17 protein-coding genes and 1 tRNA gene are annotated in these 17,201 nt (G+C 58.4%); 6 read left to right on the forward strand and 12 right to left on the reverse strand.

Features of this window, described 5'->3' with window-relative positions:
* Window positions 1–298: 298 nt before the first annotated feature.
* The 6 genes from cbl to WLO31_RS12735 all read right to left on the reverse strand — a co-directional run bounded on the left by cbl (window position 299) and on the right by WLO31_RS12735 (window position 5,910).
* Window positions 299–1,243, reverse strand: coding sequence for an HTH-type transcriptional regulator Cbl (gene cbl, locus WLO31_RS12710; protein WP_435926966.1), 945 nt, complete (start codon window positions 1,241–1,243; stop codon window positions 299–301).
* A 107-nt stretch (window positions 1,244–1,350) separates the two neighbouring features.
* Complete coding sequence (nac, locus tag WLO31_RS12715) at window positions 1,351–2,268, reverse strand: nitrogen assimilation transcriptional regulator NAC (protein WP_435926968.1); 918 nt, start codon at window positions 2,266–2,268, stop codon at window positions 1,351–1,353.
* A 224-nt stretch (window positions 2,269–2,492) separates the two neighbouring features.
* Window positions 2,493–2,999 carry a protein disulfide oxidoreductase gene (locus tag WLO31_RS12720; RefSeq protein WP_435926969.1) on the reverse strand — a complete coding sequence of 169 codons (507 nt, stop codon included), beginning with the start codon at window positions 2,997–2,999 and terminating at the stop codon, window positions 2,493–2,495.
* A complete protein-coding gene (locus WLO31_RS12725) occupies window positions 2,989–3,612 on the reverse strand; it encodes a DsbA family protein (RefSeq protein WP_435926970.1) in 624 nt (207 codons plus the stop codon). Before WLO31_RS12725 ends, WLO31_RS12720 begins: the two co-directional genes overlap by 11 nt.
* Window positions 3,609–5,495, reverse strand: coding sequence for a protein-disulfide reductase DsbD family protein (locus tag WLO31_RS12730; RefSeq protein ID WP_435926971.1), 1,887 nt, complete (start codon window positions 5,493–5,495; stop codon window positions 3,609–3,611). Before WLO31_RS12730 ends, WLO31_RS12725 begins: the two co-directional genes overlap by 4 nt.
* Before the next feature lie 49 nt (window positions 5,496–5,544).
* The gene (locus WLO31_RS12735) at window positions 5,545–5,910 is read right to left on the reverse strand and encodes a copper resistance protein (RefSeq protein WP_435926972.1); all 366 of its coding nucleotides are present in this window, start codon (window positions 5,908–5,910) and stop codon (window positions 5,545–5,547) included.
* A 189-nt stretch (window positions 5,911–6,099) separates the two neighbouring features.
* Between WLO31_RS12735 and WLO31_RS12740 the strand changes: the two genes are divergently transcribed.
* Window positions 6,100–6,175, forward strand: a tRNA-Asn gene (locus tag WLO31_RS12740).
* A gap of 123 nt (window positions 6,176–6,298) precedes the next feature.
* Here the strand turns inward: WLO31_RS12740 and WLO31_RS12745 are convergent.
* Window positions 6,299–6,949, reverse strand: coding sequence for a DUF1028 domain-containing protein (locus WLO31_RS12745; protein ID WP_435926973.1), 651 nt, complete (start codon window positions 6,947–6,949; stop codon window positions 6,299–6,301).
* Window positions 6,950–7,062: 113 nt separating this feature from the next.
* Here WLO31_RS12745 and WLO31_RS12750 point away from each other — a divergent pair, with 113 nt between their 5' ends.
* The 5 genes from WLO31_RS12750 to WLO31_RS12770 are packed head-to-tail and all read left to right on the forward strand — an operon-like array spanning window position 7,063 to window position 12,975.
* Entirely contained in the window at window positions 7,063–8,646 is a 1,584-nt protein-coding gene (locus WLO31_RS12750) for an ABC transporter substrate-binding protein (protein WP_435926974.1), read from the forward strand.
* A 21-nt stretch (window positions 8,647–8,667) separates the two neighbouring features.
* On the forward strand, window positions 8,668–9,615 hold the full coding sequence (locus WLO31_RS12755; RefSeq protein ID WP_435930600.1) for an ABC transporter permease: 948 nt from the start codon (window positions 8,668–8,670) through the stop codon (window positions 9,613–9,615).
* Window positions 9,612–11,408 carry a dipeptide/oligopeptide/nickel ABC transporter permease/ATP-binding protein gene (locus WLO31_RS12760; protein WP_435926975.1) on the forward strand — a complete coding sequence of 599 codons (1,797 nt, stop codon included), beginning with the start codon at window positions 9,612–9,614 and terminating at the stop codon, window positions 11,406–11,408. Before WLO31_RS12755 ends, WLO31_RS12760 begins: the two co-directional genes overlap by 4 nt.
* Entirely contained in the window at window positions 11,405–12,190 is a 786-nt protein-coding gene (locus tag WLO31_RS12765) for an ATP-binding cassette domain-containing protein (RefSeq protein ID WP_435926976.1), read from the forward strand. The genes WLO31_RS12760 and WLO31_RS12765 overlap by 4 nt, the downstream gene beginning before the upstream one ends.
* A 14-nt stretch (window positions 12,191–12,204) precedes the next feature.
* Window positions 12,205–12,975, forward strand: coding sequence for a FadR/GntR family transcriptional regulator (locus WLO31_RS12770; RefSeq protein WP_435926977.1), 771 nt, complete (start codon window positions 12,205–12,207; stop codon window positions 12,973–12,975).
* 59 nt (window positions 12,976–13,034) lie between these two features.
* Here WLO31_RS12770 and WLO31_RS12775 read toward each other — a convergent pair whose 3' ends face one another.
* The 5 genes from WLO31_RS12775 to WLO31_RS12795 all read right to left on the reverse strand — a co-directional run bounded on the left by WLO31_RS12775 (window position 13,035) and on the right by WLO31_RS12795 (window position 17,177).
* A complete protein-coding gene (locus WLO31_RS12775) occupies window positions 13,035–13,886 on the reverse strand; it encodes a PA4780 family RIO1-like protein kinase (protein ID WP_435926978.1) in 852 nt (283 codons plus the stop codon).
* A gap of 182 nt (window positions 13,887–14,068) precedes the next feature.
* A complete protein-coding gene (locus WLO31_RS12780) occupies window positions 14,069–14,815 on the reverse strand; it encodes a GntR family transcriptional regulator (RefSeq protein ID WP_435926980.1) in 747 nt (248 codons plus the stop codon).
* Window positions 14,816–14,825: 10 nt separating this feature from the next.
* Entirely contained in the window at window positions 14,826–15,569 is a 744-nt protein-coding gene (locus WLO31_RS12785; protein ID WP_435926981.1) for a sugar isomerase domain-containing protein, read from the reverse strand.
* A gap of 16 nt (window positions 15,570–15,585) precedes the next feature.
* Window positions 15,586–16,896 (reverse strand): PTS ascorbate transporter subunit IIC, encoded by a 1,311-nt coding sequence (locus WLO31_RS12790; RefSeq protein WP_435926982.1) that lies wholly within the window; start codon window positions 16,894–16,896, stop codon window positions 15,586–15,588.
* Window positions 16,896–17,177, reverse strand: coding sequence for a PTS sugar transporter subunit IIB (locus WLO31_RS12795; protein WP_435926983.1), 282 nt, complete (start codon window positions 17,175–17,177; stop codon window positions 16,896–16,898). Before WLO31_RS12795 ends, WLO31_RS12790 begins: the two co-directional genes overlap by 1 nt.
* Window positions 17,178–17,201 lie beyond the last annotated feature (24 nt).

Consider the following 17,201-nt stretch of genomic DNA (forward strand, 5'->3'; position numbering starts at 1 on the left):
CGGATACAACGAAACGCCTAAGGAGATATCGGACAGCGGAAGAGTAACTTTATGAATTTGATCGGTTTTTATTTGTAAAAAACCACAATCAATAGTTAGCGGCTATTGATTGGCGATAATCGATCGATATTTGGAAATATTGATCACATTTGCAACCCTTTCCTTTCCGGTAAATCAAAAACGCCCGGGATATATTTCTGCGTTAAATATGCGTTCAGAAATATACTCCGGGCGCCAGCCGTTAATCATTTAATAAGCGATTAACATTGCACGACCATTTACGTCACAATTAGCCCAACTAAATCTGGAAATCGATAACCGCTTCGTCTGGCTCCAGCGCCAGGCGCTTAATTTCATCTACGGAGAGTTCAGGGTTACACAATTCAATAAATCGCCAGACATAATTGCGCTGTAGCTGACCGCGCTTAAGCCCAAGCCACACGGTGTTAGCGTCAAACAGATGCCGCGTATCAAGGCGCACAAGGCCCCTTTCTTCACCGCTTGCCTGATCGGCCACCAGACCGATGCCAAGCCCCAGCTCCACGTAGGTTTTCACCACGTCTGAATCCTGCGCGCTAAGCACCACATCCGGCGTCAGGCCGCGGCGAGAAAAGGCTTCATCAATACGCGAACGGCCTGTTATCCCTTGTCGATAGGTGATAAGCGGCCAGCGGCTGATACCGTCGAGCGTCAGGGGGTTTGCGTGGATCAGCGGATGGCCATCGGGCACCAGCAGGCTGTGATACCAACGGAACCACGGATAGGCCACGAGCGTGGGATCGTTGCTCAGGCGCTCGCTGGCGATACCAATGTCCGCCGTGCCGCTGTGCAGAAGAGATTCAATTTCCTGCGGCGTGCCCTGGATAAGCTCAAGGCGAACCTCAGGGAAAAGCGCCCGAAAAGCTTTAATAACCGTCGGCAGGCTGTAGCGCGCCTGGGTATGCGTGGTGGCGATGGTCAGCACGCCGCTGGTGTCGTTGGTAAACAGATCGGCCAGGCGGCGGACGTTGCTGGCCTCGTTAAGAATACGTTCGGCAATCACCAGCAGCGCTTTGCCCGGTTCGGTCATGCCCAGCAGGCGTTTACCCCGGCGGATAAAAATCTCAATGCCGAGCTCCTCTTCCAGCTCGCGGATATGGCGGCTGACGCCTGACTGCGAGGTAAAGAGCATACTGGCGACTTCGGTGAGATTGTAGTCCCTCCGCGCCGCCTCGCGGATAATCTTAAGCTGCTGAAAATTCATTTTGTCCCCGGAAGTATCGCTGGTCTTTACACTATTGTTAAAGTCCCGGCGCCTGCAGAACAAATACTAAAAACCAGCAATTTATTCCTTTTAGCAATAAGACAGCCTTACCCTACCAGCATCAGCTCCGGATTTTTCACCATCGGCTGCGTGACCAGCGAGATAAGAATATCTTTTACCGCCTGCGATTGCGGGTTGAGCGGTAAACGCGCGGACAGATTAATGGACAGAGGTAAACTGAGCGACGGGCTGGTAATGCGGGCCATCCAGCCGTTAGCGGCTCCGACCAGCGAACGAGCGGCGGACTCCGGCAGCACCGTTACGCCCATTCCGCTGGCAACAGCGGCTGTCATGGTGGAAACGGATTCGATCTCACCGATGATTTTCGCGGTTAAACGACGCTGCGAGAAGGCTTCGTCCACGCGCTTGCGCACGGCGCTGTAGTCGCGCGGCAGGAGCAGGTTCATTTCGGCTACCGCGGCAAGTTCGATGGTCTGCCCCGGGCAGTCGCGGGTGCCGACCAGAAACAGCTCCTCCTTAAGTAACGGCTGGCTAATAATGCCCGCCGTCGGCGTTCGATCGTATAGCACCGCCATATCAAGCTGGCCGCTTAACAGCTTGTCGTTAAGGACAGAGCCGCTGTTTTCATGCAGATAGATCAGCACGTCCGGCAGTTCGGCGCGCACGGCCTGAAGCAGAGGCATGATAACAGAAGAAGCCGCGCTCCCCGGCGCAAGCCCGATTGATACCTGGCCGCTCATCGTCTGGCCAACGTTTCCGACGGCCAGCTGCGCCTGTTCACACTGACGTAAAATCGTCCGCGCATGGGTATAAAGGATTTTCCCCGCATCCGTTGGCGTCACGCCGCGCCTGGTGCGAATCAACAGCTGTTGGCTCAGCTCGCCTTCAAGGGTAGCTATCTGCTGGCTCAGCGCCGGCTGGGCAATATGCAGTACTTCAGCGGCCTGGGTCAGGCTGCCGATATCGACGATTTTGACGTAGTATTTCAGCCGTCTTAGATTCATTTTTTGCCCCCTTCGCGGAATGCCAGTGCCGGTTTCGGCAGTAATGTCGTAGAAGGTTTTGCAAGATGCTTGCCACTTTTTTAAAGCCCGCTTGAGAAAGGCTAAGCAGCTGTATTATAAGAGCAAGTGATATAAAGAAAGGTTTCATTACTTGAAAAAGCGTTTTGCTTATGCCCCAAAAGAGGTATGCGCGCACCAGAGCGGTGCGCGCAGATGCAAAAAACTTATGACGATCCTGCCCACCAAAGGCGCAGCTTCATCCCCCAGTAGCTGGTCCAGCCGCTGGTGGTTAAGACGACCCTGCCCTTATCCAGCACCACGAGCGTTGGCGTGACGCCAATCTGCCAGCTGCGGGAGATGGCGCCATCAGCGTCATTGACAACCGGCATAGCCGTTCCCTTGCGGGCAAGCCAGCGCGCGACTTCCTGCTCATTCCCGGAGCGCAGCGCGATAGTTATCACGTTCTCGCCTTCCGCTGTAAGCCGCGCGACAGCCGGCGTGGTAAACCGGCACACGCCGCACCAGCTTGCCCAGAAGTAGACCAGCAGCGGTCGTTCTGCGCTGAGTAAGCCAGGCGTGACGGTTTGCCCATCCAGCGTTTGCAGCGGGGTGCTGTCAAAAGCGGGCGGTTGCTGCGGCGCCCGCCACCAGTCCATGATCAGCATCGCCCCCGCCAGCAGCGCCAGCAAAATGAGCCCTTCCTGCGCCCGGCGGCGCAGTTTACTGACCATCAGCCGCCGCCAGCTTCTCTTTTACCACTTCTTCGAGCGTCTCCCACGGCACCGCGCCCGGGATCATCTCATCGCCAATAATCGTCGCTGGCGTCCCCTGCACGCCAACAAGGCGGGCGAGCTGCAGGTTAGCGGCAAGCGTCTCCATGCTTTGCTCGTCAGGCTTGACGGGGGTGGCGCCGCTCTTCGCAACGGCTGCGGCGATACTTGCCTCATCGTGATAGCCTTTTTTCAGCATCAGCTTTTCATGCAGCGCGAGAAACTCTCCGGGATGCTCGCGCCAGCTGGTTAATGCGGTTCGGGCCGACAGCACCGAGCCTGCTCCCTTGAACGGCAGCGGCTTGATAATCACCGCCACGTCCGGGTATTTCTGCACGATTTTCTCAAGCATCGGGTCGAGCTGCTTGCAGTACGGGCAGTTGTAATCGGTGAAGTTAACCAGCGTGAGCCTGGCGTTCTGCGCGCCGATCCGCGGGCTGGCGGGATCGTTAAACAGCGCCTGCTCGATTAGCGCCTCTATTTGCTTTTCCTGCTCGGGCGTAAAGGGAGCCGTTTGCGCCAGCGTGCTGAAAGCTGCCAATAATGCGAAGCAGAGAATAACGAGTTTTTTCATGGTTGATTTCCTTTCGCTTCACCTGAAGCGTTGAGTACCGCATCGCGGGTCAACAGCGTCGGCAACACCTTGCCCTGCGGTAAGCCGGGGCCATAAATTTGATTAAAGGGTACGGCCACCTGGCCGCGCCTTTTCAGGAAGCTGGCTATTTCATCTGAAGGCAAACTCCAGTCGCCGCGTAGCGCCACCACGTCCGGCTCGCTCAGGGCAGCCTGCACGTCGTCTTTCATCAGGACGTTGAACTTATTGGCTTTACAGGTGATGCACCAGTCGGCGGTAACGTCGATAAACACCCGCTTATGTTGCGCCAGCGCGTCGCTGACGGCCTGTTCGGTGAGCGGCTGCCAGGCGATGCTTTCCTGCACCGGTTTGCTGAGCGAAATACCGAAGTGGGCGGGGAGGAGACTTGCCAGCCACAGCGCAGAACCCAGCATCATTGCCGCCAGCAAACGCCGCACCCGGTTCATCCATGCGCCAGGGCGAGGCAGGCGCATGGCAAGGCCGGGACGAGCCGCAATCAGCAGCCAGGGTAAGCTCATCCCCAGGCCAAGCGCCATGAAAAGCCCCCAGAGCACCGGATAAGAAGCGGCAAGCGCTACCGCCACGGCGGTTCCGAGAAAAGGAGCGCTGCAGGGGGTGGCAAGCAGCGTCGCGAGCGCGCCCTGCCAGAAATGTCCCGCCATGCCGTTACCGCCGTGAGTCGCAAGTTTAGTGGTCGCAGCGGAAGAAAGCCGAAACTCAAACAGGCCGAACAGGCTGGCGCTGAAGAGCAGCATCACCAGCGCCATCGCGCCGATAAACCAGGGATTCTGGAACTGGATGCCCCAGCCGAGCGCCTGATTAGTCAGACGCAGCACCGTCATCAGCAGGGCCAGCACCATAAACGAAGCGATAATCCCGGCCACCGAGGCAAGAAACTGGCGCCGCACCAGGCCCCGATCCTTTTCCTGAACGAGTAAAATAGATCCCAACTTCATACCCAGAACAGGCAACACGCAAGGCATCAGGTTCAGAATCAGCCCGCCTGCCAACGCCATTAACACCACCTGCCAGAGCGGAAACGCGTCATTGCCGGCGGCCTCTGGCGGAGCGTTTCCGACGCTGGCGGTGGATTCCTGAGCTATACCGTTATCTGCAAGCACCAGGGTAACTGACTTTCCGCGCAGATCCGGCGCGGCCTCGCCCCAGCCGTCGCTAACCGGCACCCTGGCCTGCAAACTGTCGCCATCGATGGTGATAACCGGCTTGCTAAAAACGGCGCCCTCCGGCGGATCGAGGTACAGCGCGGGCTGCTGCCAGCCGTCAGCGCGGGTAGCGTTAACAACCAGCTCACCCGCGCGCCAGGCCACGTTCAGGGAGTCCGTCAGCCCGCGGGCTACCGGCACCCGGCCCATCGCCTGCGCATAATCGTAGGCAAACTGCTCATCCTGATGAGAAGGTGTTATCGAGAAAGGATAATCCGTAAGCAGACAGACGTTGCTACAGGTAGATAAAGTCAGCACGCCGCTGATAGTGGCAGGCGGCGCACCGTCGATCGCCATTGGCAAGGACACATCATTGTGATAGCCCTGCGTCGTCATCCCTGCCACCTCGAAACGCTGCGGCGCAGGCCAGAACCATTTTACTTTCGGCATATCGCCCTGCCAGGCAATAGCCGGTGCAACGCCGCCCTCCCCCGGCGAACGCCAGTAGGTTTTCCAGCCTTCTGCAAGCTTCACGTCCAGCAGCAGGCGGATTTCTCCGCTACCGGCTTTATCAGCGCGCAGGCGCACGCTGGCATGATCGTTATCGGCGGAACGCAGCCAGCCCGATTCTGCCGCCCAGGATGCGGGCAGCCACAGCAATAACAAGCAGAGCAGCGCCTGCCTGAACACAGTAAACATAAATTTTCTCCGTAAATGAATTAACTAACTGTTTTACTTAGCAAGTTTTTCATTCACGGAAGACGCAGAAGCGCAGATGGACCCTGAGCGTGGGCGGCGAGACGGCCCGCGGAGGGGAAAACGGCAGGCGCATGGCGCGCACGGGAGCAAGAAGAGCCAGCAATAAGCACAGGGCAAGGATCGCCCCTTCAAACATGACCGGCGGCGAAGCCATCAGCGATTTAGCGCTGAGCTCGCAGGGCGTGACTGACGCATCCGCATCCGCTTGTGGCGCATCAGGCTGGGCGACAAGCGTGCTGACGGCGGCTTTCATTTGTAACGCGTGCAGACCCGCCATGCGCTGCGCGGTGCAAACTAACACCACCAGACATGCCAGGCATAAAAACCACTTTGCCATTTGCTTGCGTTTAAACATCCGTCCCCCGCTTTCCTGAAGCGCATATCTTAGCCGGGCGTCATCTTTTGGCAACCTAACTCCTGTAAAGATATGTCTTTGCTTGTTTTTGCCTCGTTTGCTTGTTTTATCAGCAAACGAACCGCAAGCGCCATTTCAGGCTTTGACAAGCCGATCTCGCCCCGTTACTATGCGCCCCGTTCACACGATTCCTCTGTAGTTCAGTCGGTAGAACGGCGGACTGTTAATCCGTATGTCACTGGTTCGAGTCCAGTCAGAGGAGCCATATTTAAGAAGCCCGCTTAAGGAAACTTAAGCGGGCTTTTTGCTGTTGCATCAGCGGTTAAACAACCTACGTCAGCCCTCGTTGCGTTCCGCAGTAACGGATGGCGAACTCGCCGTCCGTTAATCAATCCACTCTGCCTTTGGGCAGCGCAGCAAAAAAATCCGCGTACAGCGGCTCTCGCGTCTGAGACAGAATCTCTTCGAGCACATCCAGCGGCGCATCCGCCCAGTCGGCGCGCAAATCGATACTGGCATATTCCCGGTCGTGCCAGATTTTCAGCGCTGCCGATTTCAGGCCGCGTCGATCGCCGCCGGCGGCCGCGCCCGCCCGCATCGCTGTCAGTAAACGGTCAGCAAAAGGTAATTTATCCTGCGCCTGATAAACGCGCTGCATCTCGCTGAGGATCTGCGCGCCGGCCAGAAGATTGCCCCCCAGCAGACAGTCTGCCGCTTGCAGAGTGGCCGCATAGTCTCCGCACCGTTCGCCGCTCCAGTGGGCAAAGCCGCCTTGCCGATCGACGATAATGACCTGCCGCTGCGCTGCTTCGCTATCCTGCCGCAGCAGTTTTTTTAGCGTCTCCGCCGCGCTTAACCCCTGCTGTAACAGGGCCAGACCGCGAATACCGTACAGCGGATTGGTCATCGCCTGAGTGGCAATCGCCCCGGCATGGGCGTGACCATGTAACACCAGCGCACCCACCGCCGGGCCTGCCGTGGCGCTCGCTGCGCCCAGCGCACCGCTCAACGGATCGCGTGCGACTATTGAAAAGGTCATCTCTGCTCCACTCGCGTTATAGCAAATTTATATGCATAAATTATTGCAATAAATTCTATTTATACGCATAAATAAAAAGCAGAACAATGCTTATTCCTTCATCAGAGGTCGATATGCTGAGTCAAGTAACAATCAGGTTGGTCAGAATTGCTCTGCCCCTTTGTCTGGCGTTCGGACTGGGCGGATCGCCCGTGACGCAGGCGGCAACGCCCGCCGACGCCCTGCTGATCGGTCAGGTGGCAGAGCCGCAGTCGCTAGACCCGCAGGTGGCGACGGCGGCTAACGACTCGCGCATTCTGGTGAATATCTACGACGGACTGGTGCGCAACGGCGAAGGCAAACTGGATATCGAACCGGCGCTGGCCACCCGCTGGCAGATTAGCCCCGACGGCCTGACCTATCGCTTCGAGCTGCGCCGGGACGTCACTTTCCAGGACGGCACGCCATTTAACGCCGAAGCGGCAAAGTTCACCTTCCAGCGGATGCTGGACGACCAGCACCCCTCGCATAACACGGGACCGTTTCCGCTGTCGTTCTTCTTCTCGTCGATAAAATCGATCGAGACGCCTGATGACCATACGCTGGTGTTTCACCTTAGCGAACCTTTCGCCCCGCTGCTCTCCAACCTCGCTACGCCGACCGGCCTGATCGTTTCGCCGACGGCGGTGAAAAAATATGGCAAGAACTTTGGCCGTCATCCGGTGGGGACGGGCGCGTTTAAATTTGTCGAATGGCAGGCTAACCAGCGGGTCGTCGTAACGGCCAATGCCGGTTACTGGGACGGCAAACCGGCGGTGAAGTACGTGGTATTTCGTCCCATTACCGACGGCAATACCCGCGTAGCGGAGATGCTCTCCGGCGGTATCGATGCGATGGTCGAAGTCCCGCCGGACACGGTGAAATTATTTGCGGAAAAAAGCAAACGCTTCCGTCTCTATGAAGCCACCGGACCGCACGTCTGGTATGTGATGCTGAATGCGCAGGTGCCGCCGTTTAACGATGTGCGCGTGCGTCAGGCGGTAAATTACGCGGTGAATAAGCAATCGCTGGTGGATAATATTTTGCAGGGCTCGGCGGGGATCACCGACGGGCCGGTGCCAGCCGCCTTTAGCTGGGCGGCTAATAAGGCTGTAGCCCCTTATCCTTACGATCCGGCTAAAGCGCGCCAGCTGCTGAAAGATGCCGGAGCCGAAGGCGCCACCCTGACCTTTTATGTAACCGAGGGCGGATCGGGGATGCTCGATCCGGTGCCGATGGCCACTGCCATTCAGGCGGACCTGAAAGCCGTTGGGCTCAATGTCAAAATCGAGACCTACGAGTGGAACACCTATCTGTCGAAAGTGAATGCCGGGCTCGACAACCAGACCCATATGGCCGAAATGGCATGGATGACTAACGATCCCGATACCCTGCCTTTTCTCACCTTGCGCACCGATGCCTGGCCGAAAAAAGGGGGATTTAACTCCGGCTACTATAGCAACCCGCAGGTGGATCGCCTGCTGGAGCAGGCGCGGCTGACCACCGATAACGCTCGCCGTGGTCAGCTCTATCGCCAGGTACAGCAGATCGTGCATCAGGATGCGCCCTGGATTTTCGTCGCCAACTGGAAGCAAAACGCCGTGACCTCGACTCGCATCGGCCATTTTGCCCTGCAGCCCAACTTCAATCTGTTACTCAACCGGGTAACCAAACGCTAATAGTTAACGCGGAGCATGGCTATGTGGATTTACCTGCTGAAAAGGCTGTTATCCATCGTGCCGATATTTATCGGCCTGTCGCTGATTGTATTTCTGATTATGGCGATGATTCCGGGCAATCCCGCCGAGGCGTTGCTGGGCGCCTGGGCAACGCCGGAAAATATCGCCCGCATCAGTCAGGAGCTGGGACTTAATAAGCCGCTGTACCAGCAATACCTGCTCTGGGCGGGCAATATCCTGCACGGCGACTTTGGCCGATCTTATGTGCTGAACCGTCCGGTACTGGATGAGGTGATGCAGCGCCTCAGCGCCACGCTGGTGTTGGGCGGTAGCGCCCTGCTGCTCAGCACCCTGCTCGGCTTACTGGCGGGCACATTCTCGGCGGTGCGTCAGTTTGGCTGGGGCGATCGGCTGATCACCCTGCTGGTGCTGCTTGGTATCTCGTTGCCTTCATTCTGGATAGGCCTGCTGATGATTATGCTGTTCGCCGTGCAGCTGCAGTGGTTCCCTGCCTCCGGCATGTATGCCATCTGGGGAGGCGGCGGCTGGCTTGATCTGCTGCATCATCTGGCGCTGCCCGCCATAACGCTTGCGATTGTCGCCACCGGCGTCATCGCTCGTCTGACCCGCACCGCCATGCTTGAGGTGCTGCGCCAGGACTTTATCCGCACCGCGCGCGCCAAAGGGTTATCGGAGCGGAAGGTGATTTACCACCATGCTTTCCGCATGGCGCTGGTGTCGGTGATCCCGGTGATTGGTATTCAGGCCGGGTTTGTCCTCGGTGGCGCGGTGTATATCGAAACGGTATTCCAGTGGCCGGGCCTCGGCGCAATGCTGGTGAAAGCCGTCTCCACCCGCGATCTGCTGCTGGTGCAGGGCGGCGTGCTGGTGGCTGCCGCCGCCTACGTCCTGATCAACCTGTGCGCCGATATTCTGCAGGCCCTTCTCGACCCGAGGTTAAAATCATGAGCCAGACGCTGAATTCTGCGGCGACAAGCCGTCGCCCGTCGCTGTGGTCGCTGTTGCTGGCTAACCGGCTGGCCGCGCTGGGGCTGATTATTTTGCTCATAGCGCTGCTCGCCGCGCTCTGTGCTCCGCTGCTGCCGCTGGCCGATCCGGATGCCACCAATCTGCTGCAACGCCTGCTGCCGCCGCTGTCGCCGGGCCACCCGCTGGGCACCGATCCGCTGGGTCGCGACGTGCTGTCGCGGCTGGTGTGGGGCACCCGCGTTTCGCTGGCGGTGGGCATCAGCGCCACGCTGCTGGCGGCGTTTTTCGGCACGCTGATTGGCCTGATTGCCGGTTATGCCGGCGGCAGGACCGACAGCCTGCTGATGCGCCTGATCGATATGCTGATGGCCTTCCCCTATATTCTGCTGGCGCTGGTGATTGTCGCCGTGCTGGGGCCCGGCCTGCTGAATGCGCTGTATGCCATTGCGATAGTCAATATTCCCTTCTTCGCGCGTAACATTCGCGGCCTGACCGTCGGGCTACGCCAGCGCGATTTTGTGCAGGCCGCCCGTCTGTCGGGTAAAAATCATCTGCAAATCCTGCTCACTGAAGTGCTGCCGAACGTGCTGCCGGTTATAGTGGTGACGATGTCGACGACCGTCGGCTGGATGATTCTGGAAACGGCCGGGCTGTCGTTCCTCGGCCTCGGCACCCAGCCGCCCGCGGCGGATTTAGGCTCGATGCTGGGCCAGGGGCGCGCGCAAATGTTCAGCGCGCCCTATGTCTCGCTGGTGCCGGGAATAATGATTTTCCTGCTGGTGATGAGTTTTAACCTGCTCGGCGACGGCATTCGCGATCTGCTGGATCCGCGGCTGAAATCCGGCGTGCTGCTGAGCGCAAGGCCAATAACCGCGGTCAGCCGCAGCAGCATCCCGCCGGCGACACAGGGCGATCAGGCTCTGCTGGAAGTGGTCGATTTACAGGTCAGCTTCCGCTCCGGCACGCAGGCAAAGGCGGCGGTGAAAGGCATCAGTTTTCATGTCAAAGCCGGGGAGTGCCTCGGCCTTATCGGAGAAAGCGGTTCCGGTAAAAGCGTCACCGCGCTGTCGGTCATGGGGCTGGTGGCTTCGCCGCCGGGCGAAATCAGCGGCGGCGCGATTTACGTCGCCGGTGAAGAGATGCTGTCGCTGTCGCCATCGGAACTCCAGCAGCGGCGCGGCGCGCGCGTGGCCTATATCTTTCAGGATCCGCTGACCACGCTGCATCCGCAAATAAGCATCGGCGCGCAGCTTATCGAAGCCATCCAGGCGCATCAGCCGTTAAATCACCGTGCCGCGCGGCAAAAAGCACGGGCGCTGCTCGAGAGCGTCGATATTCAGGATGCCGCCGGACGTTTTCACGCTTACCCGCACCAGCTATCCGGCGGGCAGCGCCAGCGCATCGGTATCGCAATGGCGCTGGCTAACGATCCGCAGATTATTATCGCTGATGAACCCACGACGGCCCTCGACGTTACTGTCCAGGCGCGCGTTCTCGACCTGCTGCAAAAACTGCGCCGCGAGCGTGGCCTTACCCTACTGTTTATTACCCACGACTTCGGCGTGATTGCGCAGATCTGCGACCGCGTGGCGGTGATGCAGCAGGGCGAAATTGTCGAAGCTGGCGCCGCCGCGACGGTGCTTAACGCGCCGCAGCATGCCTATACCCGGCGGCTGATCGCCAGCGTGCCGAAGCTGGGACAAGGACGTACTTTTCTGCAGCAGGTTGCTGAACTTTATCCCCCGCGCCAGCCGCAGCAGGAGAAGCTATGAGCTATGTGATTGAAGTCGATAACCTGACAAAAACCTTTGGCCGCAAGGCGGGCTGGCTCTCCCCCGCCCGCACGCGGGTAGAGGCGGTGAAAGGTATATCTTTGCACCTGAGCGCCGGTGAAACTCTCGCGGTGGTTGGCGAGAGCGGCTCGGGGAAAAGCACCCTCGCACGGATGCTGGTCGGTCTGGAAACCCCCACTTCCGGCAGCATCAAGCTAATGGGCGAAGCGATGCACCAGCACCGCCAGCGCGGCGGCAAAGCTTTCGGCCAGATGATTCAGTACGTATTTCAGGATCCGGTAGCCTCCCTTAACCCGCGTAAAACCATCGCTGCCACCCTCGATGTGCCGCTCAGCCATTTATGCGGCTATCCGGCCGCGCGGCGCAAAAGCCGGATGCTTGAGTTGATGGAGGCGGTGCAAATGCCTGCCGATGCCCTGGCCGGCTATCCCCATGAATTTTCCGGCGGCCAGGCGCAGCGTCTGGCTATTGCCCGGGCGCTGGCGGCAGAAGCGCGTATTCTGGTGCTGGATGAACCGGTAAGCGCGCTGGATGTGTCGGTGCAGGCGCAGGTATTACTGCTGCTCGACCGGCTAAAACAGCAGTTTGCCCTGTCATACCTTTTTATCAGTCACGATCTGGCGGTGGTAGAATCTATCGCCGATCGCGTAGCGGTTATGTATCGCGGGGATTTGGTAGAATGTGCCGATAACGACACCCTCTTTCATGCGCCGCAACACAGTTACACCCAGAGTCTGCTGGCCAGCGCGCCGCGGCTGTAAAGGATAAATGATTGATGAGTAGTGAACTCCAGGAAGCCAAACCCGCGCGTCGTAAGCGCACCGATGAGATCGTCGACGCTATTAAAGAGAGCATTATCCGCGACAATTTGCTGCCCGGCGATCGCCTGCCGCAGGAGAAGGATCTGGCTATCCGTTTTGCGGCGGGGAAAAGTACGGTGCGGGAAGCGCTGAAATCGCTGGAGGTGCAGGGGCTTATCTGCATCAAAACCGGCCCCGGCGGCGGAGCTTTTATCGATACGATGACCGAAACCCGCGCCATCAGCCTGCTGTCGAACTATCTGTTTACCCGCCAGCTGTCGATTGCCAATATTTACGCCCTGCGCAAGGCCCTGGAGCCTCTGGTGGCGGTCAGCGCTATTGGCAATATCGATGCCGGCGGCTTTGAGCAGCTGCATCAGCTGATAGCGGTCTATGACCACGAACCGGCGGACGATGCGGAACGCTGGGCACAGCGTATGGCGGAGCTGGATTTTCATGCGGTGGTCGCCCGCTATTCGGACAACGTGCTGCTGGCCTTTATCTGCCACTTTCTGCAACGGCTGCTGAAGGACCTTGCGGTCTGCAAAGATATTTATCAGCGCCCGGAGCCGGTGGAGCGCAGCGTCGGCATCGACTATCAGTACCGTCTGATTGAGGCGATGCGCCGCAAAGATGCTCAGGCGGTGGCACGCATTATGACCGACCACATGCAACACGCTGAAAACGCCATGCTGGAGCTGGAGGCGACGCTGGAAGAACGTTTTATACCCGACAGTAACGCCTGATCTGGCCGCTGCCTGTCGTCATATCAGGCCGCTAACTCAAAGGGTGCCTTGCGCCAGCTTTAAAGATCGCGATCTTTCAGGGCGCTCTGTCGCTCGTAGTGTTCATATTCGGCGGCAATAATTTCATCAAGCAGCGAATCCACATCGGCCTGATGCGTCTCTTCGGCAAACTGGCCGCTCAGAACGGTTTCCGCCGTCAATTTACCTTCTTCATACAGCGCCCAGATCTCTTTTGCATAGCGCGTCTTAAGCAGCTGCGGCGCAAACTGACCATAATATTCGGTCATGTTGCCCACATCGCGCTCGAATATCGATTCGGCATGGTTATTCGCAGCCGCATCAACGGCCTGAGGCAGATCGATAATTACCGGCCCCTCGGCATCCATCAGCACGTTAAATTCTGACAGATCCCCATGAACGATGCCGGCGCACAGCATCCGCACGATATTGCGGATCATGGTGTCGAAATCGGCCAGCGCTTCCTCTTCCGTCAGCACCACATCGCTCAGCCGCGGCGCAACCATGCCGTCAGCGCCGACGACCAGCTCCATTAGCAGCACGCCGTCCAGGAACATATACGGCTGCGGCACGCGCACGCCGGCATTGGCCAGTAAGAATAGCGCATCGACTTCCGCCGTCTGCCAGGACTTTTCCTGCTGCTGGCGGCCGAACTTTGAGCCCTTTTGCATGGCGCGCGCGTGGCGGCTGTTGCGGACTTTGCGCCCCTCCTGATACTGCACGGCCTGCCTGAAACTACGCTGGGTAGCTTCTTTGTAAACCTTGGCGCAGCGGATCTCTTCACCGCATAACACGGTATAAACATCGGCCTCTTTACCACTTTTCAGGCGGCGGACCACGCCATCAACCAGGCCGTCATCTACCAGCGGTTGGATTCTGTTTGGAATTTTCATGCAGCCTTGTACCTTATTTCGGCTCAAGAGAGAATGATTCGATCATTATTCTTGCTCAACGCGGGGAAGTGTCGAATTTGTAGCATGCTCAAATCGGGTTCACAAAGCCAGCGGCCGGTTATCTGCATGCGCCAGTCAGGGCCGACCGTTACGGTTGGCTTTAATGATTTTTTAATGGATTGTCAGGCAGTTACCGTGCACCGCCAGCGGCCGTCGCTTACTATCTGGCTGGCATCAAGCTCCAGCGAAAGCGCCGCGTTGGCGACGTAAAACTGGCTATATTCCAGTACCGCGCCTTCGGCGCTGGTAGCGACGCGCTCCACCTGCAGCAGCGGGCTGCCTTCCGGCAGCGACAGTATCCGGGCGAGCCTGGCGTTGCATAAGGCAGACGCAAAGCTATCGCGCGCCCTGACCGGTGAAAAACCGTGGCTCTCGCACAGCTGGGCGTATAAAGAACGCTCTTCCCCGATATGGCTAAGGCCGCTATAAACGTTGCCGTCCAGCCAGGTGACGCCGTGTCCCAGCACCTGGCCTGCGCTTTTTAAGTAGCGCTCCAGCCGCAGCAGCTGGCTGCCGATAGCTAAATGCATTTTCGCGCTGATATGGTCGTCGGCCATGGTGGGCATCAGCGATTCCACCTCAAGGCTGACCGGCGCGGAGCCGGTAAAGCGCAGCAGCAGATCGGGCAAATCGCTGTAATAGTGTTGCAGAATGTCGCGATTGATAAAGGTGCCTCGACCCTGTTCGCGAAACAGGATGCCGGTTTGCACCAGCGCATCGATGGCCTGCTTGACCGTGCCGCGCGCTACGTTGAACTCCCCGGCCAGAATCAGCTCGCCGGGGAGTTTTTCTACATAAGAGAAAGCAATAATACGTTCCAGAATGACGTTTTTTATCCGCAGATAAAGCGGTAAGCCCAGAGGCTCCATGCTGTCGCCTTTATAAAAGATAGTGAATCTGGCTATGGTGTCGTTGAAAGATATCCTGATTGATCTTCTGATTGCCGTCAATGTTGGCGCTGGCTAAAACCGGCGGCGTTTGCCGCCGGGAAAGCATGATTTCACTGATGCGGATCACCAGCAGATTGCCGATTGTCGCAGCCATTATCGTCGACAGCGGCGCGACTTTCTGGTCGAGCGAGGGCAGGCTGATGGCCGCATCGCCATAGTCGCACAGGTTGTCGATAACGATATCCGCCACTTCGCATAGCAGCTTGCCCGAAGAGTGACGCGGGCTGACCCGCCCGGCGGTATCCAGGCTGGTAATGGCGATCGCCCGCGCCCCGCGCGCCTGAGCGCTAAGGGCCACGTCGAGCGGCATTGCGTTGCGGCCGGATACCGAATGCACCAGCACCACGTCACCTTCGCCCACCGGCGACGCCCCTACCAGCTCACGGCCAAGTCCCTCAACGTTTTCCAGCGCGCTGGTTAACGGCAGCGGCCTGACGTTTAGCATCAGCGCTGCGCAAAACAGCGGGTTGACGATCGCCAGTCCGCCGGCGCGATAGCACAGCTCTTCGGTCAGGATCCCCGCGTGGCTGGCGCCAAAAACAAACAGCTTTCTGCCGTCCATAGCGGCATCGGCCATCAGCGCGGCCGCCGCTTCCAGCGACGTGCCGTTGCCTTCCAGGCGATCGAGCCGGGTACGAATAGCCTGCAAAAAGTCTTCGGTTGCCTTGCTCATTACGCCTCCTTACGGCTTAAAAGGTCAGGAATTTACCGATAGCGGCAATCAGCGGCGCCAGGACGAACATATCGCTGTCGCCGGCCCACAGCGCGGTATCCGGAATCGTGTTATTAATCAGGAAACTTACGCAGAAATATTGCCCCCAGGCAACCAGCGAAGAGGTAATGAACCCCGCCAGCAGCGCCCCTTTATAACCCCCGGTTACGTTGCCAAAGACCCCGGCGGTGCCGGCATGGAAGAAAATCACGATCATGCTGGGAATAAAGACATAGCCCGTGGTGGTACCGATAACCACCAGCCACAGCAGGGAGCCGGCAAAGGCGCCGACGAAACCCAGCACCACGGCATTAGGTGCAAAGTTAAAAATAATGGGACAGTCCAGCGCCGGTTTTGCGCCCGGCACCAGGCGCGTGCCAATACCGTTAAACGCGGGCACCATTTCACCGATAAACATGCGCACGCCCAGCAGCACCACCGCAATACCGCCGGTAAACAGCAGCGACTGTTTGAGGGCGAAGATATAAAAACTCAGATCGCCGGAGCCGGCCAGGATTTCCAGCGCCTTTGGCGAGGCTTTGATCTGCAGCAGTATCGTGCCGATAAAAAACAGCAGCGTCATGGTCAGGGCGGTGACAACGTTGGAATCGCGCAGGAAGCCCAGATTTTTCGGCACCTTGATATCTTCGGCGCTGATTTTATGGCGGGCGAACAGGTTGCCCGCAAGCGCGCCCAGCAGCGCCACCGAAGCGGAGGAGTGGCCGAGGGCGACGTTGTCGTTACCGGTGATGCGCCGCACCCAGGGCTGCACCAGCGCGGGCTGAAAGGTCCAGTAGACGCCCAGGATCAGCGACAGCGCAAGCGTGAGCGTAACCGGCGAGACGTCCGGCTGGTTATTGACAATCACGCCGGCGAAAATCATCGCGGTCCAGAACATCATGTGGCCGGTGAGGTAGATATATTTAAAGCGCGTCAGCCGCGCCAGCAGCAGATTAATAGCGAAGCCTGCGGCAATGGCGATGGTCACGCTGCTGCCGAATCGCTCGCTAAAGCGCGCCTGCCCCATGATGTTGGCCAGGCTCACCTGTTGCAGCCCAAACACTTCGGTCCAGATGGGCTGGAATATCAGTAGCGCTGAGACGATGATGCTGGCCCCCGCGCCAATAATCAGAAACCCGAGGATGCCCTTTAAGGTGCCGGAAACGATATCCGCCAGCGGCTTGTTCTGCAGCACCAGTCCCAGCAGCACGATAAGACCGATCAATATGGAGGCCTCGCCAAAAATATTGACCGTGATCCAGTGCAGCACATCAATAAAGCCGCCCATTACGCTCCCCCTCCGAACAGCCCGGAGCCGATCAGCGCGCGTTCGATTTCCTGCTGGTCGATATAGTTATTCACCACCACTACCGGACAGGAGAGATGGCTGAGGCTGGGGACGAATTCCGTATGGGTGATAACCAAATCGGCGCTGGCCGACGCCGCGGAAGAAACGTCCATATGTTCGACGGAAGCGCTCTGCCCCAGCTTGCGCAATACCGTTTCCACGTTCATTTTCAGAATCAGACTTGAGCCCATCCCCAGGCCACAGACGGTTAAGATTTTCATATGCTGCTTTCCTCAGTATTGGCA

Source organism: Dryocola sharpae (assembly GCF_051307055.1).
In the GTDB taxonomy this organism is placed as follows: domain Bacteria; phylum Pseudomonadota; class Gammaproteobacteria; order Enterobacterales; family Enterobacteriaceae; genus Dryocola.

What these genes read in the sequence shown, in the direction of transcription:
- WLO31_RS12745 (WP_435926973.1), bottom strand. Translation starts at nt 6,949, where the DNA reads ATGACCTTTTCAATAGTCGCACGCGATCCGTTGAGCGGTGCGCTGGGC.
- WLO31_RS12725 (WP_435926970.1), bottom strand. Translation starts at nt 3,612, where the DNA reads ATGAAAAAACTCGTTATTCTCTGCTTCGCATTATTGGCAGCTTTCAGC.
- WLO31_RS12765 (WP_435926976.1), top strand. Translation starts at nt 11,405, where the DNA reads ATGAGCTATGTGATTGAAGTCGATAACCTGACAAAAACCTTTGGCCGC.
- WLO31_RS12735 (WP_435926972.1), bottom strand. Translation starts at nt 5,910, where the DNA reads ATGTTTAAACGCAAGCAAATGGCAAAGTGGTTTTTATGCCTGGCATGT.
- WLO31_RS12795 (WP_435926983.1), bottom strand. Translation starts at nt 17,177, where the DNA reads ATGAAAATCTTAACCGTCTGTGGCCTGGGGATGGGCTCAAGTCTGATT.
- WLO31_RS12790 (WP_435926982.1), bottom strand. Translation starts at nt 16,896, where the DNA reads ATGGGCGGCTTTATTGATGTGCTGCACTGGATCACGGTCAATATTTTT.
- WLO31_RS12770 (WP_435926977.1), top strand. Translation starts at nt 12,205, where the DNA reads ATGAGTAGTGAACTCCAGGAAGCCAAACCCGCGCGTCGTAAGCGCACC.
- cbl (WP_435926966.1), bottom strand. Translation starts at nt 1,243, where the DNA reads ATGAATTTTCAGCAGCTTAAGATTATCCGCGAGGCGGCGCGGAGGGAC.
- WLO31_RS12780 (WP_435926980.1), bottom strand. Translation starts at nt 14,815, where the DNA reads ATGGAGCCTCTGGGCTTACCGCTTTATCTGCGGATAAAAAACGTCATT.
- WLO31_RS12775 (WP_435926978.1), bottom strand. Translation starts at nt 13,886, where the DNA reads ATGAAAATTCCAAACAGAATCCAACCGCTGGTAGATGACGGCCTGGTT.
- WLO31_RS12720 (WP_435926969.1), bottom strand. Translation starts at nt 2,999, where the DNA reads ATGGTCAGTAAACTGCGCCGCCGGGCGCAGGAAGGGCTCATTTTGCTG.
- nac (WP_435926968.1), bottom strand. Translation starts at nt 2,268, where the DNA reads ATGAATCTAAGACGGCTGAAATACTACGTCAAAATCGTCGATATCGGC.
- WLO31_RS12750 (WP_435926974.1), top strand. Translation starts at nt 7,063, where the DNA reads ATGCTGAGTCAAGTAACAATCAGGTTGGTCAGAATTGCTCTGCCCCTT.
- WLO31_RS12755 (WP_435930600.1), top strand. Translation starts at nt 8,668, where the DNA reads ATGTGGATTTACCTGCTGAAAAGGCTGTTATCCATCGTGCCGATATTT.
- WLO31_RS12785 (WP_435926981.1), bottom strand. Translation starts at nt 15,569, where the DNA reads ATGAGCAAGGCAACCGAAGACTTTTTGCAGGCTATTCGTACCCGGCTC.
- WLO31_RS12760 (WP_435926975.1), top strand. Translation starts at nt 9,612, where the DNA reads ATGAGCCAGACGCTGAATTCTGCGGCGACAAGCCGTCGCCCGTCGCTG.
- WLO31_RS12730 (WP_435926971.1), bottom strand. Translation starts at nt 5,495, where the DNA reads ATGTTTACTGTGTTCAGGCAGGCGCTGCTCTGCTTGTTATTGCTGTGG.